This window comes from Allobosea lathyri (assembly GCF_900108245.1).
GTDB lineage: Bacteria > Pseudomonadota > Alphaproteobacteria > Rhizobiales > Beijerinckiaceae > Allobosea > Allobosea lathyri.
Genome location: NZ_FNUY01000002.1, coordinates 294,909 through 318,218 on the forward strand (window position 1 = coordinate 294,909; position 23,310 = coordinate 318,218).

The following is a 23,310-nucleotide window of genomic DNA, read 5'->3' on the forward strand; positions in this document are numbered from 1 at the left end:
TTTCAACCACCGGGACGCTGAACTCTCGGGTTGGGATGACGCCCTCAGATCGCGTCCGCGCCGGTCTCTCCGGTGCGGATGCGGATCGCCCCCTCCACCGTCGATACAAAAATCTTGCCATCCCCGATCCGCCCGGTCTGGGCTGCCTTCATGATGGCTTCGATGGCGCGCTCCACCATGTCGTCGGCAAGCACGATCTCGATCTTCACCTTGGGCAGGAAGTCGACGACGTATTCGGCGCCGCGATAAAGCTCGGTATGGCCCTTCTGGCGGCCGAAGCCCTTGGCTTCCAGAACCGTGATGCCCTGCAGGCCCACCTCCTGAAGCGCCTCCTTCACCTCGTCCAGCTTGAACGGCTTGATGATGGCTTCGATCTTCTTCATGCGCCGACCGGCCTCCCTTGCGCCTCAACTGAACCCGGTGATCGCCGGGTCCCGGATGCCTTCCCGCCTGCCGTCGATCGCCCGGCGGGCTGCACGACAACGAACGGAAAATCACCCGCAATTCTGCTCATAGCATCGGCGCATGCGCCCCGCCATGCGTCAGGAAGGTTCGGTTCGCCCGATGATGAGGCAATAAACAGCACATAAAAGCAGCAAATGATCAATTCATATGCATTTGCCTTCAAAGCCATTCCGCTTGCCCGATATTGCAGGCTCTCCGATGATGATCCGATGGACAGCATGGGCAAAATGACGGTGGCGCTGCTCACCGTCGACGAGATGGCGGCGGCCGACAAGGCCGCGATCGCGGCGGGGGTGTCGGGCCTGACCCTGATGGAACGGGCGGGGCGTGCTGTGGCCGATGCGGTCACCCGAAGGGTTCGGCCTGGCGCCAGCGTTCTCGTATTATGCGGGCCGGGCAATAATGGCGGAGATGGCTTTGTCGCTGCGAGAATTCTGAGCGAGCGGGGCTTGCGCATCAACGTCGCACTGGCGGGAGCGCGATCCGCCCTGAAAGGCGATGCGGCTCAGATGGCCCGGCTCTGGCCAGGGGCGGTCGAGACACTGGACGCCGTCGAGCCGGCTGCGTTCGACCTGATCGTCGATGCGCTGTTCGGGGCCGGTCTGAGCCGGCCACTCGCCGGCGATGTCGCTGGGATCGTTGCTGCCGTCAATGCGTCGGACCGCCCGGTCATCGCCGTCGATGTACCCAGCGGGCTGTCGGGGGATACCGGTGTCGCTGCCGGACCTGTCGTGAGAGCGGCGGAGACCGTGACGTTCTTCCGCCTGAAGCCCGGCCATCTGCTTCAGCCCGGCCGCTCGCTTTGCGGTGTGGTCACCCTCGCGGATATCGGGATCACCGCCGAAATGGCCTTCGGCGGCGGGCACCAGCCCAAGGCGTTCCGCAACCATCCGGCGCTCTGGCGCGATCGTTGGCCGGTCCACGGAGTCGATACTCACAAGTACCAACGCGGATCGGCCCTGGTCGTGGCCGGCGGGCTTTCCGGCGTTGGCGCGCCAAGGCTGGGCGCCCGCGCCGCACTCAGGGTTGGTGCGGGCCTCGTGACGATCGCCTGTCACCCGGAGGCGCTGGCCGCCCACGCCGCGCGTGGTCCCGACGCCGTGATGCAGAGGCCGATTTCCGACGCCCCGGCGCTGTCCGCTCTGCTCGCCGACCAACGCCTGTCGGCGGTTCTGGCTGGTCCGGCCCTTGGGCTCGATGCCGGCGCGCGGGATCTCGTGATGACGATTCTCCGCGCGCATATCCCTGCAGTGTTCGATGCGGATGCGCTGACATTGCTAGCGGTAAGGCCAGCGAGCATCCTCCGCCTTTGCGAAAGGCGGGGCGCGCCCTGCGTGCTGACTCCGCATGAAGGGGAGTTCGCACGGCTGTTCGGCGGGCAGGCCGCCATTCGCGATGCGCCCTCCAAGCTCGAGCGGGCTCGCCGGGCGGCCGCCTTCTCGGGGTGCATCATTGTGCTCAAGGGGCCTGATACGGTGATCGCGCACCCCGATGGAACGGCTGCGATCAACACGACCGGCTCTGCTGCCCTGGCGACGGCAGGGGCGGGCGATGTGCTGGGCGGGTTGATCGCCGGGCTGCTGGCGCAGGGCATGCCGGCCTTTGAGGCCGCGTGCGCCGCGGTATGGCTGCATGGCAGGGCGGGCGACGCGCTCGGGCCGGGCCTGATCGCCGACGATCTGCCGGAAGCGATCCTGCCGGTAATGAGGTCGCTGACGGCGGGGGATGCTTCCGACCTGAGTTGAGCCCATCACGGCAGGCTCAAGAAAACGGCCCGCCCCAACGAGGGCGGGCCGGTACTCAATGCAACCAAGCTACGCAACCCAGCTTAACTACGAGTGCTTCAGCTGCCGGAATAGGTGACGGCCGGTGCACTGGTCAGCTGCTCCTTCGTCATGGTGATCTTGCCATGATCGGGGTACATCGCGGGCGCCTTTGGCGCCGATGCGGCAGGCGGGGCCGACGCTACGCCGCCCGACGTTCCGGCGCTGCCCGTGCCCGAGGGCGCCGGGGCGGGTGCGGCGACGACGATCGGCTCGTCACTCCAACTCACCTGCTCGAAAGGAATGGCGACGTCCTTGGAGCCGATTCCGAGGAACCCGCCAACGCCGACCGTCACCATTTCGATCTTGCCGGTCTTGTCGAACAGCACCTCGGTGACATCACCGACCTTCTTGCTGTCCGGGCCGTAGATATCGACACCGATCAACTTCGTGGCGCGCCACTTGCCCTGACCGGCCAGGTTATTGTCCGGAACCTTTGGCTTTTCCGGTGCCGGAGCAGGTGTTGCAGCCGGTGCGCTCGGCGACGCCGGCGAGGGCGCGCTCGTCTGCGCAATTGCCGTGGTGGCGAGCATCGCGAAGCCAATCGAGGCCAATGCAACATGACGTTTAAACATTTTGTCCTCCTGAAAGTATCCGCGTTGCAGCGGCATAACAAGACAACCAGACAGCGGCGATTATGTTCAATTTCAGATCAATCAATCGCCATGGAACGAAGCAACGGGTCATGTAAGCGCTATCCAAATCAACAGATAGCTGACCGCCAGCGGCGGATGCCGCCGAGCTTGCTCGCAAGCCGATGTCGTGATCGACTGCCGCTAACGAGAAACGCAATCGCGTCGGGAGTGTTCCCGGCAAATTGCGGTTCAGGAGCGAGCGCGATGCCGGAAACCGCTATCACCGTTCATCTTGGCAATGCCGAGATTGCCGCGCTCGACCGTCATGTCTCGACTTCGCATTCCGGGCAAACGCGCGAGCAGGTCATTATCGAAATCGTCGCTCGCTGGGCAGCGGCACAGATGCAGCGATCGGCCGAGCCTGACGAAGGTCTGAAGCCGGACGAGCTCAATGCCAGCAACGATGCGTGACGGACGACTCCATCACGCATCGTTGCTGTGGCTGCATATGGCGAGGGCACTCGATTGGACTGCTATTCTTCCGCTTCATCGCGCCTGAGTTCGAAGGCCAGCATCGCTTCGGCAAGAGCCTGAAGTTCGGTCTCCTTGTCGGCGCCTTCCGGGCCTGCGTTGAGTTCCTGAATGCGCAGCTGCGCGCGTTCGTAGTCTTCTTCGGTATGGATCATGATCGGGCTTTTCACGGTCAATCCTTCCAGCCAGTCGCATCGTCGTGCTTGGCATCCCATAGTTTCACGGCTTCGAGCAGCGCGTCGAGTTCCTGCTCCTCGGCCTCGCCCCGTGTCGCGCTCTCGAGGGCGGCTATGCGCCGCGTCGCAAGTTCGTATTCATCGATCGTATCGATCTTGAAGCGGGGCTTGTCGGCGTCGCCGGCTTGCGCGCCGTGTTCCATCTTCGTCCGCATCACACTCTCCCGATCCGGCAATATCCAGCAGATGCCAGCCTCCGATGCCAACCCTGGCTAGATTACCCCTGGATCGCCGGTCGGTTCCCGTCCTTGGCCGCGCAGGCGCTTAAAGCTTCCGCAAGCATCGATATTTCATTGTGTTTCGAGCGTCCGATGACATCGTTCGCTGGCGTGGAGGCACTTCAGTGGGAAGCATGATTGTGAAGGGGCACATCCTTGCCCTGGCGATAGGCGCCCTGTCGCTGGCTGGCGCGATGTCGCCCGCTCAGTCCTTCTGGCAGCGTTCGCAGGTGTCGCGCTGCTCCGACGCAACCAGCGAGGCTGAGCGCATGCAGCTGCGTTGCTGGGAGCTGAATGCCTATGCCGACCCCGGCTGGCCTGCGCTCGGCGTGGGGGGAGCGTACTCCGTTCCTCCGTATGAAAGTCCTGGCGCGCATGAAAGATTTAGCCCCCGCCTGAAATCAGGCCCGGTCACGCGCCGCCTCGGTTGATGTCGGGTAATTCTACACCAGATGCGAGGCTCGTGCTCCGGATCGGGGTGGGCCGTAGCCGGCCTGTGAGGTGCTTCTGACCAAGATTGCGCGTGAAACGCGGGCGCCTGCAGGAAATTGATTCCGTGATGAGGAGTACTGCGAAGGAGAGGCGCTGGCCGGCGCGGCATAGCGGCCTGGCACATGTCCCTCTTGAAGCCTCGTACGATGCTTCGTCAAAGCCAAATCAGTTCAAGGCCTTGCCGTGGTGAGCGGGGAGGGGATCGAACCCTCGACCACATGATTAAAAGTCACGTGCTCTACCACTGAGCTACCCGCCCTCACTGGTGCGCTCACATACGGAGACGATGCGCGGCGGTCAACTCGTTCCGGCATCTTCGTTCTGAGTTCAGACGGGAGGACGCTCGTACGGGCTGTTTCGGGGCGAGTTCATTAACCGGGTGGAAACCAAGCCGTCCTAGCGTCGGCTCATGGTTATTCGCCGCGGTGTTAGATCGATTCTCGTGACGCTTGCGCTCTACCTCGTGTCGGGCGCAGCGGTGTCCTATTTCCTTTTCCACGCGCAGCACGGCGCGCGCGGCCTTGAGGCGCGCGGCACCGTGCGGGAATCCCTGCGCGAGATGGAAAGCGAGCTCGCGGTGCTGATGACCGAGCGCAAAGGCTGGGAGCAGCGCCTTTCTCTGATCCGCGATGAGGCTGTCGATCGGGATCTGCTGGAAGAGCATGCGCGCGACACGCTGGGCCGCGTCCACCGCAACGACGTCATTCTGATGGGGCGATGATCCGTTCGCCGGGTAACGGATTAGTCGCAGGCGTATCGATTAACTGAATTCGAGTTATTTCTTAAAGTGCTATAATAATCAACGGCTTAATCTATGCTGCAATGCGAGATAGCCGCCTCGCCAAGGGTTTTGCGATCCTCTACAACAAAGGTCGAATGACCTTGGAGGACAGCCTATGGCCGTTGCTGCGCGCAAGACTAAAGCTCCCACGCCACCCAAAACAGCCGTCAAGTCGGCGAAGGCGCGCTCGACGAAGACCGGAAGCGAAAAGGGAGCGCCCGCGCTCAGCAACACTCCGGTCTTCAGCAAGGACGAAGATCTCCACGCCTATCGCGAGATGCTGCTGATCCGCCGTTTCGAGGAGAAGGCCGGCCAGATGTATGGCATGGGCCTGATCGGCGGTTTCTGCCATCTCTATATCGGCCAGGAGGCCGTCGTCATTGGCATGCAGATGGCCTCCAAGGATGGCGATCAGGTCATTACCGGCTATCGCGACCACGGCCACATGCTGGCCTGCGGGATGGAATCGCGCGGCGTGATGGCGGAGCTCACCGGCCGGCAGGGCGGTTATTCCCGCGGCAAGGGCGGCTCCATGCACATGTTCTCCCGCGAGAAGAATTTCTATGGCGGCCACGGCATCGTCGGCGCGCAGGTCTCGCTGGGCACCGGCCTTGGTTTCGCCAACTGGTATCGCGAGGACGGCCGCGTCTCGATGGCCTATTTCGGCGACGGCGCCGCCAATCAGGGCCAGGTCTATGAGAGCTTCAACATGGCCCAGCTCTGGAAGCTGCCGGTCGTCTTCGTGATCGAGAACAACCGGTACGCCATGGGCACCTCGGTCAACCGCGCTTCGGCCCAGACCGACTTCTCGCGGCGCGGCATCTCCTTCGGCATTCCCGGCGAGCAGGTCGACGGTATGGATGTGCGCGCCGTACGCGCCGCCGCCGAGCGCGCGATCGAACATGCCCGCAGCGGCAAGGGGCCCTACATCCTGGAGATGCAGACCTATCGCTATCGCGGCCACTCGATGTCCGACCCGGCGAAGTACCGTTCGAAGGACGAGGTCCAGCGCATGCGCGAGGAGCACGATCCGATCGAGCAGGTGAGGGGGCGTCTCACCCGCGACTTCAAGATCGGCGAGGACGAGCTCAAGGCGATCGACGCCAAGGTGCGCGAGATCGTCAATGACGCCGCCGAATTCGCGACCCATGATCCCGAGCCCGACGTGTCGGAACTCTGGACCGATATCACGCTGGAGACGGCGCGCGCCTGAGCGCCGCGCTTCCTTTCGCAGGCCCTCCGGCCGTTCCCAATCCCCGCGTCTTTTGCAGAAATCCGGGTGCGTTCATGCCGATCGACATTCTCATGCCTGCCCTTTCCCCGACCATGGAGCAGGGCAAGCTCGCCAAATGGCTCAAAGCCGAAGGCGACAAGGTCAAGGCCGGCGACATCATCGCCGAGATCGAGACCGACAAGGCGACCATGGAGGTCGAGGCCGTCGATGAAGGCATCCTGGCCAAGATCCTGGTGGCCGATGGCACCGACAACGTCGCGGTCAACACCCCGATCGGCGTGATCACGGCCGAGGGCGAGGATGTGAACGCCGCAAGCAAGCCGGCAGCGGCGGCCGAGAAGCCCGCGCCCGCGGCCAAGGCGGAGGCCGCCCCGGCCGAGGCACCTGCGGCGGCGGCTGCGCCGACCGTCCCTGCCCAGGCCAAATCCTATGACGCTTCGTCGGAATTCCCCGCCGGCGCCGAAGTCACCAGCATGACCGTGCGCGAAGCTTTGCGCGACGCCATGGCCGAGGAGATGCGCCGCGACGGCGATGTCTTCGTGATGGGTGAAGAGGTCGCGGAATATCAGGGTGCCTACAAGGTCACTCAGGGGCTGCTGCAGGAGTTCGGCGCAAAGCGCGTCATCGATACGCCGATCACCGAGCACGGTTTCGCCGGCATCGGCGTCGGCGCTGCACTCACGGGCCTGCGCCCCATCGTCGAGTTCATGACCTTCAACTTCGCCATGCAGGCGATCGACCAGATCATCAACTCCGCCGCCAAGACGCTTTACATGTCAGGTGGCCAGATGGGCTGCCCGATCGTGTTCCGCGGGCCCAACGGCGCGGCCTCCCGCGTTGGCGCGCAGCACAGCCACGACTACTCCGCCTGGTACTCCAACGTGCCGGGCCTGAAAGTGGTCGTGCCCTACAGTGCCGCGGACGCCAAGGGCCTGCTCAAGAGCGCGATCCGCGATCCGAACCCGATCATCTTCCTGGAAAACGAGATCCTCTACGGTCGCTCCTTCGAAGTGCCGAAGGGCGATGATTTCCTGGTCCCGATCGGCAAGGCGAAGGTCGTGCGTCCCGGCACGGACGTCACCATCGTCTCCTTCGGCATCGGCATGACCTATGCGCTGGGCGCCGCCGAAGCACTCGCCAAGGACGGCATCGAGGCCGAGGTCATCGACCTCAGGACGATCCGGCCGATGGACATCGAGACCGTCATCGCCTCGGTGCAGAAGACCAATCGCTGCGTCGCGGTCGAGGAAGGTTTTCCGCAGTCCGGCGTGACCGCCGAGATCGGCATGAAGATCATGGAGGCGGCGTTCGATTATCTCGACGCGCCCGTCGCCCGCGTCACCGGCAAGGACGTGCCGATGCCCTATGCCGCGAATCTCGAGAAGCTTGCGCTGCCCAATATCGGCGAGGTCGTCGCGGCGGCCAAAGCCGTCTGCTATCGCTGAAAAGGGGCTGACCGATGCCGACCAACATCCTGATGCCCGCGCTCTCCCCCACCATGGAGAAGGGCAACCTCGCCAAATGGCTCAAGAAGGAAGGCGATACGATCAAATCGGGCGACATCATCGCCGAGATCGAGACCGACAAGGCGACCATGGAGGTCGAGGCGGTCGATGAGGGCATTCTCGCCAAGATCGTGATCGCCGAAGGTACCGCCGACGTCGCCGTCAACGAAATCATCGGCGTGATCGCGGCCGAAGGCGAGGATGCCAAATCCATCTCCGCTCCGGCCAAGGGGGATGCGCCCAAGGCTGATGCGCCCAAGGTTGAAACGGCGCCAGCAGCAAAGCCCGCCGAAATCTCCCAGCCCGCCATGACGGCCGAGGCCGGTCTCAACACCGGCGGCAAGCCGGCACCGACGGGCGATCGGCCCTTCGCCTCGCCATTGGCGCGGCGGCTCGCCAAGGATGCCGGCCTCGATCTCACCAGGGTGCAGGGCTCCGGCCCGCATGGCCGCATCGTCGAGCGCGATGTCGAAGCCGCGAAGTCGGGCGGTGCCGCGAAGGCTGCGCCTGCCGCAACGCCGGCGTCCGCTCCCGTCAAGCCGGCGTCTGCGCCGCTTGCCGCCGGGCAATCCGACGAGGCGATCAAGAAGCTGTTCGCGCCTGGCTCCTATGAGGAGGTTGCCCATGACGGCATGCGCAAGACGATCGCGCGCCGTCTGACGGAGTCCAAGCAGACGATCCCGCATTTCTATCTGACGGTGGATTGCGAGCTCGACGCCCTGCTGAAGCTTCGCGCCGAACTGAACGCCGCCGCGCCCGAAAAGGACGGCAAGCCGGCCTACAAGCTCTCGGTCAACGACCTCGTGATCAAGGCGCTGGCGCTCTCGCTGCAGGCCGTGCCCGAGGCCAATGTCAGCTGGACCGAGAACACCATGCTGAAGCACAAGCACGCCGATGTCGGCGTCGCGGTCTCGATCCCCGGCGGCCTGATCACGCCCGTGATCCGGGACGCCTGCCACAAGACGCTGAGCCAGATCTCCAACGAGATGAAGGACCTCGCGGCCCGCGCCAAGAACCGCAAGCTGAAGCCCGAGGAGTATCAGGGCGGCACGACTGCGGTTTCCAATCTCGGCATGTTCGGCGTCAAGGACTTCGCTGCAATCGTCAACCCGCCGCACGCGACGATCCTTGCGGTCGGTGCCGGCGAGCAGCGGGCCATCGTCAAGGGCGGGCAGCTCGCGGTCGCGACCGTGATGTCGGTGACGCTCTCGACCGACCACCGCGCCGTCGATGGCGCGCTCGGCGCCGAATTGATGCAGGCGTTCAAGGGCTTCATCGAGAAGCCGATGGCGATGCTGGTCTGACGGCCGAGGGAGACGCATCATGTCCGATTACGACATCATCATCATCGGCTCCGGCCCGGGCGGCTATGTCGCCGCCATCCGTGCGGCGCAGCTCGGCTTCAAGACCGCGATCGTCGAGCGCGAGCACCTTGCCGGCATCTGCTCGAACTGGGGCTGCATTCCGACCAAGGCGCTGCTGCGCTCTGCTGAAATCCTGCATTACGGCCAGCACGCCAAGGATTACGGGCTGAAGCTGGAAGGCACCTTCACCGCCGATCTTGCGGCCGTGGTGGCGCGTTCGCGGGGGATCGCGGCGCGGATGAATAACGGCGTCCAGTTCCTGATGAAGAAGAACAAAGTCGACGTGATCTGGGGCGAGGCCAAGCTGACCAAGCCGGGCACGATCGTCGTCGCGCCGACCAAGAAGCCGGCCATGCAGCCGCAGGTGCCGCCGCCCAAGAACGCCAAGGGCGAGGGCACCTATACCGCCGATCACATCATCGTCGCGACCGGCGCGCGGCCCCGCGCGCTGCCCGGAATCGAGCCGGACGGCAAGCTGATCTGGACTTATTTTGAGTCAATGGTTCCGGCGAAAATGCCGAAATCGCTGCTCGTCATGGGCTCGGGGGCGATCGGCATCGAATTCGCCTCGTTCTACCGGACGATGGGCGTCGAGGTCACCGTCGTCGAGCTGCTGCCGCAGGTCGTGCCGGTGGAGGATGCCGAAATCGGCGCCTTCGCGCGCAAAGCCTTCGAGAAGCAGGGCATGAAGATCCTGACCGGCGCCAAGGTCACCAAGGTCGAGAAGGGTGCTGACAGCGTCACCGCCCATATCGAGGACGAGAAGGGCGGCAAGCAGACGATCACTGCCGATCGATTGATCTCGGCCGTTGGCGTCGTCGGCAATATCGAGAATCTCGGCCTCGAGGCGCTGGGCGTGAAGACCGATCGCGGCTGCATCGTCATCGATGATTTCGGCGCGACCAATGTGAAGGGCGTCTATGCGATCGGCGACGTCGCGGGACCGCCGATGCTGGCCCACAAGGCCGAGCATGAGGCCGTCATCTGCGTCGAGGCGATCAAGGGGCTTCACCCGCATCCGATGGACAAGCTGATGATCCCGGGCTGCACCTATTGCAACCCGCAGATCGCCAGTGTCGGCCTGACCGAGGCCAAGGCGAAAGCCGCCGGGCATGAGCTCAAGGTCGGGCGCTTCCCCTTCGTCGCCAACGGCAAGGCCGTGGCGCTGGGCGAGGATAGCGGTCTGGTCAAGACGATCTTCGATGCCAAGACCGGCAAACTGCTCGGTGCTCACATGGTCGGCGCGGAAGTGACCGAGCTGATCCAGGGTTTCGTCGTCGCGATGAACCTCGAGACGACCGAGGAAGAGTTGATGCACACCATCTTCCCGCATCCGACCCTGTCGGAGACGATGAAGGAAAGCGTGCTGGACGCTTATGGCAAGGTGCTGAACGCCTGAACTGGTGGATAGAACGCGTGCATTCATGCACGCGTCAGCTTCGTATCGGGATGATCTGACTTCGGCTGGAGAACTGCCCATGGACACGCGTTCTATCATCGTCGCCATCGTCATCGGCCTTGTCGCGGGCTGGCTTGCCAGCGTCGTCGTCGGTGGCGGCGGATTGATCCGCTACATCATCACCGGCTTGATCGGGGCCTTCGTCGGCAGCTTCCTGCTGTCGGCGCTCGGCGTGAATCTTGGAATCTCCAACCCACTGGTCTCGCAGATCGTTACCGCGACGATCGGAGCGATCGTGGTCGTCCTGCTGGCGCGGCTGATTGCCTGACGCGATCGTTGGATTTGAAAATCCGTTCGGGCTGGAAATCGGCGCGATGCGGGAGCATATCGCGATGATGACGACACGCACGCGCAAGGCCCGGGGCCCGGACAGGATCATCCCGGACGAAAAGGTGGAAATCCTGCCGCCCGGCCGGGGCCTCCCGCTGGACTGGCGCGTGCTGGCGCCAACGGTTGCGCTGGGCACGGTGACCGGCTTCATCGCCAGCCTGATCGTCGGCGGTGGCGGCTTGATCCGCCATGCGGTCGTCGGCGTGCTCGGCATGCTGGTCGGGCAGGGGCTGGTGCGCCTGACCGGCTGGCGCGTGCGTACAGGCCATGGTTTCCTCGACGAAGCGGCGATGGCCGTGATCGGCGCCATCCTCGTCGTATTGCTGGCGCGTTTCATTGCATGAACGCATTCATCGCAGAATGATTCATTTTTTGCGCCGTTCGATACTGAGCTGAGAGGTCGAGGACGATGGACTCAATCAACGCTGCCATGTCTGCGCAGCCGGGCTACGGTTTCTTTGCCACCATCCTGATCGGACTCCTGGCAGGCTGGATCGCGGAGCGCATCACCTCGTCGGATCATGGCATCCTGACGAACATGCTGGTTGGCGTGGCCGGCTCCTTTCTCGGCAGCCGGCTGGCGGATTTGCTGGAGATCCCGATCTTCGGCTTCTTCCGCACCCTCGTCGCAGCCGTGGCGGGCGCGGTCGTTGTCATCGTGATCTGGAACGCCGCCCGCAAGCCCGCCGCCTGACGCGGCATCGGCTCCTGTTGTCGTCCGCCTCAAGGCGGATTAGCTAGAGGGCAGGCGCAGGCATCAGCCTTAAGCCCGCCACGCATGGAAGTTTTGAGTATGGCGCTCGTTCTTGACCTGCTGAACCGCGATCCACGACCCAATGTCGGCAATCCGAAATCGGAGGCCGCATCGCCGGCTGTCGAATTGCGCCATCCCGAAAAGCAGAAGCGGCCGGAGAATCCGATCCTGCGCAAGCCGGACTGGATCAGGGTCAAGGCGCCGGGCTCGGCCAAATGGGCCGAGACGCAGAAAATCGTGAAAGAGAACAAGCTCGTCACGGTCTGCGAGGAGGCCGGCTGCCCGAATATCGGCGAGTGCTGGGAGAAGAAGCACGCCACCTTCATGATCATGGGGGACACCTGCACGCGGGCCTGCGCCTTCTGCAACGTCAAGACCGGCGTGCCGCAGCCGCTCGATGCGCTGGAGCCGGCGAAGGTCGCGCAGGCCGTCGCCAAGCTCGGGCTGGAGCATGTCGTGATCACCTCGGTTGATCGTGACGATCTCAAGGATGGCGGCGCCGAGCATTTTGCGAAAGTCATCAGGGCGATCCGCAAGGCGTCACCAGGCACGACCATCGAGATTTTGACGCCCGATTTCCTGCGCAAGCCCGGCGCGCTCGAGGTCGTGGTTGCGGCCAAGCCCGACGTTTTCAACCACAACATGGAAACCGTGCCGGGCAAATATCTCAAGGTCCGGCCGGGAGCCCGCTATTTCCATTCGCTGCGCTTGCTGCAGCGGGTGAAGGAACTCGACCCGACCATCTTCACGAAGTCCGGCATCATGGTCGGGCTCGGCGAGGAGCGGAACGAAATTCTGCAGCTGATGGATGATCTCCGTTCTGCCGATGTGGATTTCATGACGATCGGCCAGTATCTCGCGCCCTCCCGCAAGCACCACGCCGTGATCCGCTTCGTCACGCCCGACGAGTTCAAGAGCTTCGAGGCCATCGCCTATGTGAAGGGCTTCCTGATGGTGTCGTCGACGCCGCTGACGCGCTCCTCGCATCACGCGGGCGAAGATTTTGCCCGGCTGCGTGCGGCGCGGGCCGCCAAGATCGGCTGAGGACGCCAAGCCGGTCATGCCGATGTTCAACAACACCCGCCGGGTGAAACACTCGCCCGAGCAGATGTTTGCGCTTGTCGCCGATGTCGAGAAATACCCCCAGTTCCTGCCGCTTTGCGAGGGGCTGACCGTGCGCCGGCGGACGCCGCGCGAAGGGGGAGGCGAAGTTCTCCTCGCGGATATGAGCGTTGGCTACAAGGCGATCCGGGAAACCTTCACCAGCCGCGTCACGCTCGATCCCGACAACCTCAAGATCCTCGTCGAATATGTCGACGGACCGTTCCGCTATCTGGAGAACCGTTGGACCTTCCGCCCCGGCGAACGCGGCTGCGAGGTCGGGTTCTTCATCTCCTACGAATTCGCCAGCCGGATGCTTGGGCTGCTGATGGGTGCGATGTTCGACAAGGCTTTCCGCAAATTCGCCGAAGCCTTCGAGCGCCGGGCGGATGTGGTCTATGGGCGCGGGGCGCCTTCTGCCCTGGTGACCGAGACTTAGAGCGTTCTGATTTCACTCGGAAACACTGGGTCGTCCCGGGCTTGACCCGGGATCCATTCCGGAGCGCTTGCGATTGATGTTCAGGCATGGATCCCGGGTCTCCGCTACGCTGCGCCCGGGATGACCCGCGTTTCCACAGAAACGCAGCATGCTCTAAGCTGCTTCCAGCAGTGTCTCTGCTTGGATCAAGCAGGACGGCCCCGGCAGAGCCCGTGCCTGGCGCGACGACTATGCCGATATCGTCAGCGCGATCTGGCGCAAGCGCGAGCCGCTTCGCGCAGCATCTCCAGCGCGATCAGGACGGAGAGGCGGCGGATCTCGTCGCGCGATAGTGAGCCGAAGCGTTCTTCGCGATGAGCGAGGCCTGCCGGGCCACCCGCGCAGGCGAAATGAACCAGACCGACAGGCTTTTCCGCACTGCCACCGCCCGGGCCTGCCACGCCTGTGATCGCGACGGCCAGGCGCGTCGCCAACCGTAGCGCGCCGCCTTGCGCCATGGCCCGCGCGACCGGTTCGCTGACCGCGCCATGCTGGCTGATGAGATCGGCCGATACACCTGCAAGCGCCGTCTTGGCGGCGTTGGAATAGGTCACCAGGCCACCGATCACGACATCGGACGAGCCGGGGATGGCCGTGAGCGCGCCTGCCACGAGGCCGCCTGTGCAGGATTCGATGGTGGCGACTGTCAGTCCCCGTGCACGACAAAGGTCGAGGACTTCAACGGCCAGATCGGTGATCGCGGCATCGAACATGATCGCTACTCCTGTTCCGGCAGGCGGATCGTTGCGGTCGCCAGGGCCGCAAGTCCCTCGCGGCGTCCTGTGAAGCCCATCCGCTCGGACGTTGTCGCCTTGATCGCGACCTGATCCTCCCGGACCCCGGTAATCGCCGCTATTTCGGCCGTGATCGCATCGCGGTGCGGACCCACCTTCGGGGCCTCGCAGACGATGGTGATGTCGAGATGGTCGATGCGACCGCCACGCAGGCGGACGCGGTCGGCGGCGAAATCGAGAAATCGGGCTGAGGCCGCGCCGCGCCATTGCGGATCGCTGGGCGGAAAATGCGTGCCGATATCGCCTTCAGCCAAGGCGCCGAGCAAGGCGTCGGTCAGGGCGTGCAGGGCAACATCGCCGTCCGAATGCGCCAGCACGCCGCGATCATGGGAGATGCGGATGCCGCCGAGCCAGACATGGTCCCCCTCGCAGAAGGCATGGACGTCGTAGCCGGTGCCGACGCGGGTGACGAGGCTCGCTGCCGATCGTGTCCCGGCGCGGAGAAAATCATCGGCATGGGTCAGTTTCACGTTGGTGGGATCCCCCGGGAAAGTTGCGACGGGGTGCCCCGCCCATTCCATCAGCGCTGCATCATCGGTGAAGGTTGTCATCCTTGCGCCCACAGCAGCCTCGTGCGCTGCCAGCAACGGGCGAAAGCGAAAGGCCTGTGGCGTCTGGACGCTGACGAGCCGGTCGCGCGGCGGTGTCTCGGCGATGTGACCATGGGCGTCCGTGCGCTTGATCGTGTCGGTGACGGGCAGCGCGGGGATCGCTGCGATCTCGGTCGTGCCGAGTGCGGCTATCGCAGCTTCGATCTGCGCGGGCGAGACAAAGGGCCGGGCGGCGTCATGAACCAGGACGATCCCATCGAAGCCCGACGCTGCCAGAGCCAGCAGGCCACGGCGGACCGAGTCCTGCCGGGTCGACCCACCTTGGGTCGGAGTTGCCAGGCGACGGGTATCCAGACCGGCTATTGCATCGGCATAACGTGCCTCATCGCCGTCCCCGATCACGACCGAGACCTGCGCGATCGCAGGCTCCGCCAAAAAGGGCATCAGCGCATGAGCAAGAACCGAGCGGCCATCGACGAGGCGATATTGCTTGGGCGCATCGCCGCCGGCCCGCAATCCGCGCCCCGCCGCGACCAGCAGGGCCGCCACCGGGATGTCGGTTTCATGTCTTTGGATCGGCACGGGGACTCGTCCTGCGGGCGGCTGTTGATCGTGGCGGTAGCAGGGATAAACAATTCCGCGCGGGTGCGGCAGGGGGTGCGGCGATGATGCACCGCAATATCGGATTGAAGGCCCTTGCGCTGCCGCAGCAATGTCCAATAAATATGCATAATGCAGATTGCCTCAAATTCGGGCTCTGACGCACCGACCCTGTTCGGGATCGCCTTGGCGTCGCGCGCTTTCCTGGCTCCCATGTCGGGCGTGACGGATATCGTCATGCGCCGTCTGGCTGCCCGCCATGGCGCGGGGCTTGTCGTTTCGGAAATGGTCGCGTCCGACGAATTCGTTCGGGGCAGCGAGGAGGCGCGGATACGCGCAGAGGGCGCCGGCGTATCGCCTCACGTCGTGCAGCTCGCGGGCTGCGATCCGCACTGGCTCGGCGAAGCGGCGCGGCTGGCTGAAGCCAATGGTGCGGCGATCGTCGACATCAATATGGGCTGCCCTGCCAAGAAGGTGACGGGAGGCTGGGCCGGTTCTGCGCTGATGCGCGATCTCGACCATGCGATCGGTCTCGTCGAGGCTACTGTTGCCGCTGTGAATATTCCGGTGACCGTGAAAATGCGGCTGGGCTGGGACGATGCTTCGCGCAATGCGCCCGAACTTGCTCGCCGGGCCGTGTCGTCGGGCGCTTCGATGATCACCGTCCACGGCCGCACCCGCCAGCAATTCTACAAGGGCTCGGCGGATTGGGCTGCGATCGCAGCCGTTCGCGCCGAAGGTGATTTTCCGCTGGTCGCCAATGGCGATATTCACGATATCGACGACGCAAGGAGCTGCCTGGCTGGGTCGGGCGCCGATTTCGTCATGGTCGGACGCGCCGCGCTGGGGCGCCCCTGGCTCGCCGGCGCGATTGGCGCTGAGCTCGCAGGTCGCCCCGAACCGCAGCTCAGCGTCGCGCAAAAGCATTCGATCGCGCGGGAGCACTACGAGGGGCTCCTGAGCCTGATGGGGACGGCGCATGGTGTGCGCCACGCCCGCAAGCACCTTGCCGCCTATGCGGACGAGGCGGTCGCAAGCGGCTGCGTGCCCGATCCTGACCGGCGTCGCGTGCTTCTGACATCGGACGAGCCTGGCAATGTGCTCGAAGCGTTGTCGGTTTTGTTTTCCCCTGAATGCGGTCGCGTGGCGGCTTGAACCGAAGGTATCGCGTATGACGATGGCGTTCGCTGACGGGAGCGGGAAGAGCAGGGACGATTACCTGCTCGACCCTATCGAGATGCAGGCGCTCAACGTCCTGCCCATGCCGGTGCTCGTCGTCGGCGAGGAGCACGGCATCCTCTACGCCAATACTGCGGCCGAGGATTTCTTCCAGTCCAGCGCCGTGGTCCTGAAACGGCAACGTATCGACGACATCATCGCTTTCGGCTCGCCGGTCCTCGCCCTTGTCGAGGAGGTGCAGCGGCGCGGAGCCAGCGTCAGCGAATACCGGCTCGATCTCGGCTCACCCCGCCTCGGCGTTGATCGCGTTGTGGATGTTTTTGCCTCGCCTTTGCCCAATCAGGGCGAGGCGGTGGTGATTATGCTGCAAGAACGGACAATTGCTGAAAAAATGGACAGGCAACTGACCCATAGAGGTGCAGCGCGGTCCATCACGGCGCTGGGCGCCATGCTGGCTCATGAGATCAAGAACCCGCTTTCGGGCATTCGCGGCGCCGCGCAACTGCTCGAAGCCTCGGTTCCAGACAGCGATCGCATGCTGACGCAGCTGATCTGCGACGAGACGGACCGGATCGTGAAGCTTGTCGAGCGTGTCGAGCTGTTTGGCGACGAGCGGCCCAGCGAGCGCGATCCCGTCAACGTCCATGACGTGCTCGATCATGTGAAGCGGCTGGCTCAGTCGGGCTTCGCCCGCCACATCCGCTTCAACGAGATCTATGATCCGTCGCTACCGCCGGTCGCGGGCAACCGCGATCAACTGGTCCAGGTGCTCCTGAATTTGGTGAAGAACGCGGCGGAAGCCATTGGTACAGAAGCGATCGATGGCGAAGTCACGCTGACGACCGCCTACCGCCCAGGCATCCGCATGCAGCTCGCTGGATCGTCTGGCCGGATCGCGCTGCCGCTCGAGATCGGCGTGCGCGATAACGGTCCCGGCGTGCCCTCTGACCTGCTTCAGCACCTGTTCGATCCGTTCGTCACCACCAAGGCTCAGGGCAGTGGCCTTGGACTTGCACTTGTCGCCAAGGTGATCGGCGATCATGGCGGGATCGTCGAATGCGAGTCCGTCCCCCGCCGCACGACGTTCAGAATTCTACTGCCGCTGCACCAACTCCGGGCAGGGCAGACAGCTTAAGGCCCATAAGAACACATGCCGACCGGTAACATTCTCGTCGCGGACGACGACGCCGCGATCCGCACCGTTCTCAACCAGGCCCTTGCGAGGGCCGGTTACGAGGTGCGCACAACCGGGCAGGCGGCAACGCTCTGGACCTGGGCTGCGCAAGGACTCGGAGATCTCATCATCACCGACGTGGTGATGCCCGATGGCAACGCCTTCGACCTGTTGCCGCGCATCAAGCGCGTCCGGCCTGAACTGCCGATCATCGTGATGAGCGCGCAGAACACCTTCATGACGGCGATCAAGGCCTCGGAGCGTGGCGCCTATGAATATCTGCCCAAACCCTTCGACCTGAAGGAACTCGTCGCGATCGTCGGACGCGCCTTGTCGCGGCCGCGCGGCGACGGCGGTCGCGCCAATGCCGCAGCCGAGCCCGATGATATCCCGCTGATCGGTCGGTCGCCTGCGATGCAGGATGTCTACCGGGCCCTGGCGCGGCTGATGCCGATCGACCTGACCGTGATGATCAATGGCGAGTCGGGCACGGGCAAGGAGCTCGTGGCGCGCGCACTGCACGACTATGGCAAGCGCAAGAACGGTCCCTTCGTCGCGATCAACATGGCGGCTATCCCGAAGGACCTGATCGAGTCGGAACTGTTCGGCCATGAGAAGGGCGCCTTCACCGGCGCGCTGACTCGGTCATCAGGCCGGTTCGAGCAGGCCGAGGGCGGCACGCTCTTCCTCGACGAGATCGGCGACATGCCGATGGAGGCGCAGACGCGCCTGCTGCGCGTGCTTCAGCAGGGCGAATACACCACCGTCGGCGGCCGCACCCCGATCAAGACGAATGTCCGCATCGTCGCCGCGACCAACAAGGACCTGCGCATCTCGATCGCGCAGGGGCTGTTCCGCGAGGATCTGTTCTTCCGCCTGAACGTCGTGCCGATCCGGCTTCCGCCCTTGCGCGAGCGCGTCGAGGACATCCCCGATCTGGTGCGGCACTTCTTCCAGCTGGTCGAGAAGGAAGGCCTGCCGCGCAAGCAGATCGATTCGGAAGCGATGGACGTGATGCGGCGCTATCGCTGGCCCGGCAACGTCCGCGAGCTGGAAAATCTCGTCCGCAGGTTGGCGGCGCTTTATCCACAGGAGACGATTACCGCGCCGATCGTCGATGCCGAGCTGCAACCGGCCTCTTCGAGCTCGAGCTTTTCCGGCAGTCCCGCGCACGAGCGCGCCGAGACATTGTCGGGTTCCGTCGAGCGGCATCTCAACCAGTATTTTGGCGGGTTTGGCGACAATATCCCGCCGCCTGGCCTCTATCACCGCATTCTCCGGGAGGTCGAGCCGCCTCTGATTGCGGCAGCCCTGGCGGCTACGCGCGGCAACCAGATTCGTGCCGCCGAACTCCTCGGTCTCAACCGCAATACGCTGCGCAAGAAGATCCGCGAACTCGATATGCAAGTGGTGCGTTCGCCGCGTTGAGCCATGGCGGTCCTCCGCCTTTCATATGTCGTATTTTGACAACACCGTTGCGGCGGCGCATCACTGCTGCGCGTAGACTCGGGTCGATCGGAACCCGACCGCAACGGAGTTGTTAGTAGACCGTGTCAGCGTCAGTCAGTGATGTCAGGATCGTTCCGCGCGGCGAGGATCAGCCGCGCCGGGTTTCTGGCTGGCTCGGCGCCATCGTCGTCGTCTTCGCGCTCGTCTCGGCGCTCGTCACCTTCCTGGTTCTCTCAGGCGTCACGCCGATCGTGCCGGTGCATGAGGTCGTCGTCGGCGTCTTCGTTCTCAATGCCTTCCTGATTCTCCTGCTGCTGGTCATCGTCGCCTTCGAGGCGGCGGTTCTGATACGGGCCCGTCGGGCTGGCGCGGCCGCCGCCGGGCTACATGTGCGTATCGTCGGCCTGTTCAGCATCATCGCGGCGCTGCCCGCCGTGCTCGTTGCGGTGATCGCAACGGTGACCATCGAGCGCGGGCTGGAACCCTGGTTCTCGGACCGGATGCGCGATGCGATCTTCAAATCCGTCGAGGTCGCGGACGCCTATGCGGCGGCGCAGTGCAAATCGCTTGGTCGCGAAATCCGTTTGCTGGCTGACGATCTCGGCCGCGCCAAGCCCGCCTATGATGTCGACCGGAAATGGTTCGAGACCTTTCTGACCGCGCGGGCGACGGCGCTCGGCGTACCCGTCGCAGCGATCATGCAGGGCCCGGACAAGACCCTGATACGGGCCAATATCGACGTGCTGCGCGACGCGCCGAAACCTGATCAGGCTGCGTTCGATGATGCTCGGGCGGCCCCGGAGCCGATCTGCGTCGTTCCGGCGACGGGCAGGATCTTCGGCGCCCTCGTCAAATTGCCGGCCTATGACAACGGCTTCCTGCACATCGCGCGGGAGGTCGATCCGCTTGCGGTCGAGTTCCCGACCGTCGCCCGCGGTGCGGCGGTCGAGTACCTCGCCATCGATGCGCGCCGCAAAGGGGTGCAGGTCGCGTTTGCGTCGATGTACGGCCTTATCGCCGTGATCCTGCTGCTGTCGGCGATCTGGCTTGGGCTGAGCTTCGCCAACGGGCTGGTGGCGCCGATCAGGCGCATGATCCATGCGACGGATCAGGTTTCGAGCGGCAATTATTATGTCCAGGTTCCGATTCGACGATCGGAGGGCGATCTGGCGCATCTCGGCGAGACCTTCAACAAGATGACGGCGGAGCTGCGCCGGCAGCATGACGGGCTCGTCACGGCCAGCGAGCTGATCGACCGACGACGACGGTTCACCGAAACGGTCCTGTCGGGCGTGTCGTCTGGTGTGCTGAGCCTCGACGGCGACGGGCATATCACCATCATCAACCGTTCCGCCGAGAGCCTGCTCGGCATGGGCGGCCGACTGCTCGGCCAACCGATCGCACAGGTGGCACCAGAGGTCGCCAGCTTCGTCGCAGACGCGCTCATCGGGCGCCAGCGTCAAAGCTCCGGCCAGATCGCGATCACGCGTGGCGGGCGCGACCGCATGGTCAATGTCCGGGCAGCGCGCGAAGGTGAGGGCGCCGGAGCAGGGCTCGTGGTGACGCTGGACGACATCACCGACCTCGTCTCGGCCCAGCGCACCGCTGCATGGGCCGATGTCGCGCGCCGCATCGCGCATGAAATCAAGAATCCGCTGACGCCGATCCAGCTTTCGGCCGAGCGCATCCGCCGCAAATTCGGCCGTGTCATCGTCGAGGACAAGGACGTGTTCGACCAGTGCACGGCGACGATCGTCCGGCAGGTCGAGGACATTCGCCGCATGGTCGACGAGTTCTCCTCCTTTGCACGGATGCCGAAGCCCTCTCTGGCGCGCGAGGATATCGTCGAGACGGTGCGCCAGATCGTCTTCCTGATGCGCGTCGGCAATCCCGAGCTCACCATTTCGGAAAACCTGCCGCCCGCACCCGTTCTCGCCCAGTTCGACCGTCGTTTGATCTCGCAGGCACTGACCAATGTGATCAAGAACGCCACCGAGGCCATCGAGGCCGTGCCGATGGACGAGCGCGGACCCGGCCGCATCGACGTCACCTTCGAGCGCCGCGACGATGGGCGGATCGTCATCGAGGTCATCGACAACGGCAAGGGTCTGCCGGCCGACCAGCGGCAGAAGCTGCTCGAACCCTATATGACGACGCGCGAGGGCGGCACGGGCCTTGGTCTCGCGATCGTCGGCAAGATTCTGGAAGACCACGGTGGCGGCATCGAGCTGCTGGACAGGCCCGATGCCACCGACGGCGTGCGGGGAGCCCGCATCAGGCTCTGGCTCCCCGAGGCCGGACCGGCCGACGAGCCGGAGAAAAAGGACGAGGCCAGCCGCAGGAATGCCGGGCAGGCGGAACAAGACATGCAAGATGGGACACGCCTATGAGCGCTGACATTCTGGTCGTGGACGACGAGGTCGATATCCGGGATCTGGTCGCCGGCCTGCTGGAAGACGAAGGCTATCGCACCCGCAAGGCAGGATCGGCCGACGACGCACTCGCAGCCATCGCGGCGCGGCGACCCAACCTCGTCTTCCTCGACATCTGGCTGCAGGGCAGCCGCCTCGATGGCTTGCAGGTGCTGGAGCTGATCAAGGAAAGCCATCCCGACCTCGCGGTGGTGATGATTTCCGGCCACGGCAACATCGAAACGGCTGTCTCCGCCATCAAGAGCGGCGCCTATGACTTCATCGAGAAGCCGTTCAAGGCCGACCGGCTCGTGCTGGTCGCCGAGCGCGCGCTCGAAGCGTCGCGGCTGCGGCGCGAAGTGCGCGAATTGAAGACCCGTTCGGTCCAGGCCAGCCGGATCGTCGGCCGTTCCACCGTCGTCAATCAGTTGCGCCAGACCATCGACCGCGTCGCGCCGACCAATGCGCGCGTGCTGATCACCGGCGAGCCGGGCTGCGGCAAGGAGCTGGCGGCCCGCACGTTGCACGAGGCGTCGAGCCGTGCCTCGGCCCCGTTCGTCGTGATCAACGCTGCGACGATCACGCCCGAGACGATGGAAGAGGAGCTCTTCGGCGTCGAGGCGGGCGAGGGGCGCTCGCGTCGCGTCGGCGCGCTCGAGGAGGCTCATGGCGGTTCGCTCTATATCGACGAGATCGGCGACATGCCGCGCGAGACCCAGAACCGCATCCTGCGGGTCCTCGTCGACCAGAACTTCCAGCGCGTGAACGGCGCGACACGCGTGCATGTCGATGTCCGGATCATCTCCTCGACAAGCCGCGATCTGGCGCAATTGATCGCTGACGGTCAGTTCCGCGAGGATCTCTATCACCGCCTCAGCGTGGTGCCGGTCAAGGTTCCGGCTTTGTCGGAGCGCCGCGAGGATGTGCCGGAGCTGATCGAATTCTTCATGGAGCAGATCTCGATAGCATCGGGCCTGCCCAAGCGCCGGATCGGTTCGGACGCGATGGCCGTCCTGCAATCGCATGAATGGCCGGGCAATGTTCGCGAGCTGCGCAACAATGTCGAACGGCTGATGATCCTGACCAAGGGCGATCCGACGGCCGATGTCACCATCGACATGCTGCCGGCCGAGGTTGGCGCGATGGTGCCGACGACCCCGTCGGGAGCCGGAGGGGAAAGGTTGATGAGCCTGCCTTTGCGCGATGCACGCGAGATTTTCGAGCGCGAGTACCTGATCGCGCAGATCGCGCGTTTTTCGGGGAATATCTCGCGTACGGCGGAGTTCATCGGGATGGAGCGCTCGGCGCTGCACCGCAAACTGAAGTCACTGGGGGTCGGCTGAAGCGCGCCAAGCGCGTATTGCATATGCGCTTGCACGCTACGCAGGCGAAACGCCCATATACGGTGCATTGCTGCACTTGCGTTGTGAGCGGACTCGACGATCTAATGGACAATCGGTGTTCCGAAGCGGCTGGCATTCGCCAATCCCGTGAACGGAACGAAATGGATCGCGGGCGCAACCCGATAGGCGATCCCAACAACAGGGGCTACCCATGGCCGCAGAGCGGGCACAAAATCTTCAGGACACGTTCCTCAACTATGTGCGCAAGCAGAAAATCCCGCTGACGATCTTCCTCGTCAACGGCGTGAAGCTGCAAGGCGTCGTTACCTGGTTCGACAATTTCTGCGTGCTGCTGCGCCGCGACGGGCATTCGCAGCTGGTCTACAAGCACGCCATCTCGACGATCATGCCCGGACATCCGGTGCAGCTGTTCGAGCCCGAGGAAACGGACAAGGCCTGACCC

Annotated in this window: 24 protein-coding genes and 1 tRNA gene; 18 read left to right on the forward strand and 7 right to left on the reverse strand. The window is 64.3% G+C overall.

From position 1 onward, the window contains the following. Positions 1-44 precede the first annotated feature (44 nt). Positions 45-383 carry a P-II family nitrogen regulator gene (locus C4S73_RS05730; protein ID WP_103871514.1) on the reverse strand — a complete coding sequence of 113 codons (339 nt, stop codon included), beginning with the start codon at positions 381-383 and terminating at the stop codon, positions 45-47. Between the two features lie 300 nt (positions 384-683). Between C4S73_RS05730 and C4S73_RS05735 the strand changes: the two genes are divergently transcribed. Beyond that, positions 684-2,210 carry an NAD(P)H-hydrate dehydratase gene (locus tag C4S73_RS05735; RefSeq protein WP_244595452.1) on the forward strand — a complete coding sequence of 509 codons (1,527 nt, stop codon included), beginning with the start codon at positions 684-686 and terminating at the stop codon, positions 2,208-2,210. 98 nt (positions 2,211-2,308) lie between these two features. Here the strand turns inward: C4S73_RS05735 and C4S73_RS05740 are convergent, their stop codons facing one another. Next, on the reverse strand, positions 2,309-2,899 hold the full coding sequence (locus tag C4S73_RS05740) for a PRC-barrel domain-containing protein (protein WP_103871515.1): 591 nt from the start codon (positions 2,897-2,899) through the stop codon (positions 2,309-2,311). 228 nt (positions 2,900-3,127) lie between these two features. Between C4S73_RS05740 and C4S73_RS05745 the strand changes: the two genes are divergently transcribed. Beyond that, positions 3,128-3,334, forward strand: a complete 207-nt coding sequence (locus C4S73_RS05745) for a hypothetical protein (protein ID WP_103871516.1) — start codon at positions 3,128-3,130, stop codon at positions 3,332-3,334. A 62-nt stretch (positions 3,335-3,396) separates the two neighbouring features. On the opposite strand, the gene C4S73_RS28140 is transcribed toward C4S73_RS05745, so the two are convergent. From C4S73_RS28140 to C4S73_RS05760, 3 genes are all read right to left on the reverse strand, one after another. After that, positions 3,397-3,564 (reverse strand): hypothetical protein, encoded by a 168-nt coding sequence (locus C4S73_RS28140; protein ID WP_160115679.1) that lies wholly within the window; start codon positions 3,562-3,564, stop codon positions 3,397-3,399. A 2-nt stretch (positions 3,565-3,566) separates the two neighbouring features. Further along, the gene (locus C4S73_RS05750; protein WP_103871517.1) at positions 3,567-3,785 is read right to left on the reverse strand and encodes a hypothetical protein; all 219 of its coding nucleotides are present in this window, start codon (positions 3,783-3,785) and stop codon (positions 3,567-3,569) included. A 739-nt stretch (positions 3,786-4,524) separates the two neighbouring features. Further along, positions 4,525-4,599: transfer RNA gene (locus C4S73_RS05760), tRNA-Lys, on the reverse strand. Positions 4,600-4,782: 183 nt separating this feature from the next. Here C4S73_RS05760 and C4S73_RS05765 point away from each other — a divergent pair. The 10 genes from C4S73_RS05765 to C4S73_RS05810 all read left to right on the forward strand — a co-directional run bounded on the left by C4S73_RS05765 (position 4,783) and on the right by C4S73_RS05810 (position 13,307). After that, positions 4,783-5,061, forward strand: coding sequence for an FtsB family cell division protein (locus C4S73_RS05765; RefSeq protein WP_244595453.1), 279 nt, complete (start codon positions 4,783-4,785; stop codon positions 5,059-5,061). A 175-nt stretch (positions 5,062-5,236) separates the two neighbouring features. Next, on the forward strand, positions 5,237-6,334 hold the full coding sequence (gene pdhA, locus C4S73_RS05770; RefSeq protein WP_103871520.1) for a pyruvate dehydrogenase (acetyl-transferring) E1 component subunit alpha: 1,098 nt from the start codon (positions 5,237-5,239) through the stop codon (positions 6,332-6,334). Between the two features lie 74 nt (positions 6,335-6,408). Beyond that, positions 6,409-7,800: a pyruvate dehydrogenase complex E1 component subunit beta gene (locus tag C4S73_RS05775; RefSeq protein WP_103871521.1), complete on the forward strand. Its 1,392-nt coding sequence runs from the start codon at positions 6,409-6,411 to the stop codon at positions 7,798-7,800. Positions 7,801-7,814: 14 nt separating this feature from the next. Beyond that, the gene (locus tag C4S73_RS05780) at positions 7,815-9,164 is read left to right on the forward strand and encodes a pyruvate dehydrogenase complex dihydrolipoamide acetyltransferase (RefSeq protein ID WP_103871522.1); all 1,350 of its coding nucleotides are present in this window, start codon (positions 7,815-7,817) and stop codon (positions 9,162-9,164) included. Between the two features lie 19 nt (positions 9,165-9,183). Further along, on the forward strand, positions 9,184-10,623 hold the full coding sequence (gene lpdA / locus C4S73_RS05785; RefSeq protein WP_425290317.1) for a dihydrolipoyl dehydrogenase: 1,440 nt from the start codon (positions 9,184-9,186) through the stop codon (positions 10,621-10,623). A 79-nt stretch (positions 10,624-10,702) separates the two neighbouring features. Continuing rightward, entirely contained in the window at positions 10,703-10,951 is a 249-nt protein-coding gene (locus C4S73_RS05790) for a GlsB/YeaQ/YmgE family stress response membrane protein (RefSeq protein ID WP_103871524.1), read from the forward strand. A gap of 46 nt (positions 10,952-10,997) precedes the next feature. After that, on the forward strand, positions 10,998-11,357 hold the full coding sequence (locus C4S73_RS05795; RefSeq protein ID WP_244595454.1) for a GlsB/YeaQ/YmgE family stress response membrane protein: 360 nt from the start codon (positions 10,998-11,000) through the stop codon (positions 11,355-11,357). A 65-nt stretch (positions 11,358-11,422) separates the two neighbouring features. Further along, the gene (locus C4S73_RS05800; RefSeq protein WP_103871525.1) at positions 11,423-11,707 is read left to right on the forward strand and encodes a GlsB/YeaQ/YmgE family stress response membrane protein; all 285 of its coding nucleotides are present in this window, start codon (positions 11,423-11,425) and stop codon (positions 11,705-11,707) included. Between the two features lie 99 nt (positions 11,708-11,806). Next, a complete protein-coding gene (gene lipA, locus C4S73_RS05805; RefSeq protein ID WP_103871526.1) occupies positions 11,807-12,811 on the forward strand; it encodes a lipoyl synthase in 1,005 nt (334 codons plus the stop codon). A 16-nt stretch (positions 12,812-12,827) separates the two neighbouring features. After that, complete coding sequence (locus C4S73_RS05810; protein ID WP_103871527.1) at positions 12,828-13,307, forward strand: type II toxin-antitoxin system RatA family toxin; 480 nt, start codon at positions 12,828-12,830, stop codon at positions 13,305-13,307. Positions 13,308-13,549: 242 nt separating this feature from the next. Here C4S73_RS05810 and C4S73_RS05815 read toward each other — a convergent pair whose 3' ends face one another. Both C4S73_RS05815 and C4S73_RS05820 read right to left on the reverse strand, forming a co-directional pair. Further along, entirely contained in the window at positions 13,550-14,059 is a 510-nt protein-coding gene (locus C4S73_RS05815; RefSeq protein ID WP_103871528.1) for a CinA family protein, read from the reverse strand. A gap of 5 nt (positions 14,060-14,064) precedes the next feature. Then, the gene (locus tag C4S73_RS05820; protein ID WP_244595455.1) at positions 14,065-15,273 is read right to left on the reverse strand and encodes a bifunctional 2-C-methyl-D-erythritol 4-phosphate cytidylyltransferase/2-C-methyl-D-erythritol 2,4-cyclodiphosphate synthase; all 1,209 of its coding nucleotides are present in this window, start codon (positions 15,271-15,273) and stop codon (positions 14,065-14,067) included. A gap of 150 nt (positions 15,274-15,423) precedes the next feature. On the opposite strand from C4S73_RS05820, the gene dusB reads away from it, so the two are divergent. The 6 genes from dusB to hfq all read left to right on the forward strand — a co-directional run bounded on the left by dusB (position 15,424) and on the right by hfq (position 23,307). Then, complete coding sequence (gene dusB, locus C4S73_RS05825) at positions 15,424-16,446, forward strand: tRNA dihydrouridine synthase DusB (protein WP_103871529.1); 1,023 nt, start codon at positions 15,424-15,426, stop codon at positions 16,444-16,446. Positions 16,447-16,528: 82 nt separating this feature from the next. Next, complete coding sequence (locus C4S73_RS05830; protein WP_103871852.1) at positions 16,529-17,605, forward strand: two-component system sensor histidine kinase NtrB; 1,077 nt, start codon at positions 16,529-16,531, stop codon at positions 17,603-17,605. Positions 17,606-17,620: 15 nt separating this feature from the next. Further along, positions 17,621-19,072 carry a nitrogen regulation protein NR(I) gene (gene ntrC / locus C4S73_RS05835; RefSeq protein WP_103871530.1) on the forward strand — a complete coding sequence of 484 codons (1,452 nt, stop codon included), beginning with the start codon at positions 17,621-17,623 and terminating at the stop codon, positions 19,070-19,072. Positions 19,073-19,194: 122 nt separating this feature from the next. Further along, the gene (locus C4S73_RS05840) at positions 19,195-21,483 is read left to right on the forward strand and encodes a sensor histidine kinase NtrY-like (RefSeq protein ID WP_103871531.1); all 2,289 of its coding nucleotides are present in this window, start codon (positions 19,195-19,197) and stop codon (positions 21,481-21,483) included. Continuing rightward, complete coding sequence (gene ntrX / locus C4S73_RS05845; protein WP_103871532.1) at positions 21,480-22,847, forward strand: nitrogen assimilation response regulator NtrX; 1,368 nt, start codon at positions 21,480-21,482, stop codon at positions 22,845-22,847. The genes C4S73_RS05840 and ntrX overlap by 4 nt, the downstream gene beginning before the upstream one ends. A gap of 211 nt (positions 22,848-23,058) precedes the next feature. Beyond that, on the forward strand, positions 23,059-23,307 hold the full coding sequence (gene hfq, locus C4S73_RS05850; protein WP_103871533.1) for an RNA chaperone Hfq: 249 nt from the start codon (positions 23,059-23,061) through the stop codon (positions 23,305-23,307). Positions 23,308-23,310: the final 3 nt, after the last annotated feature.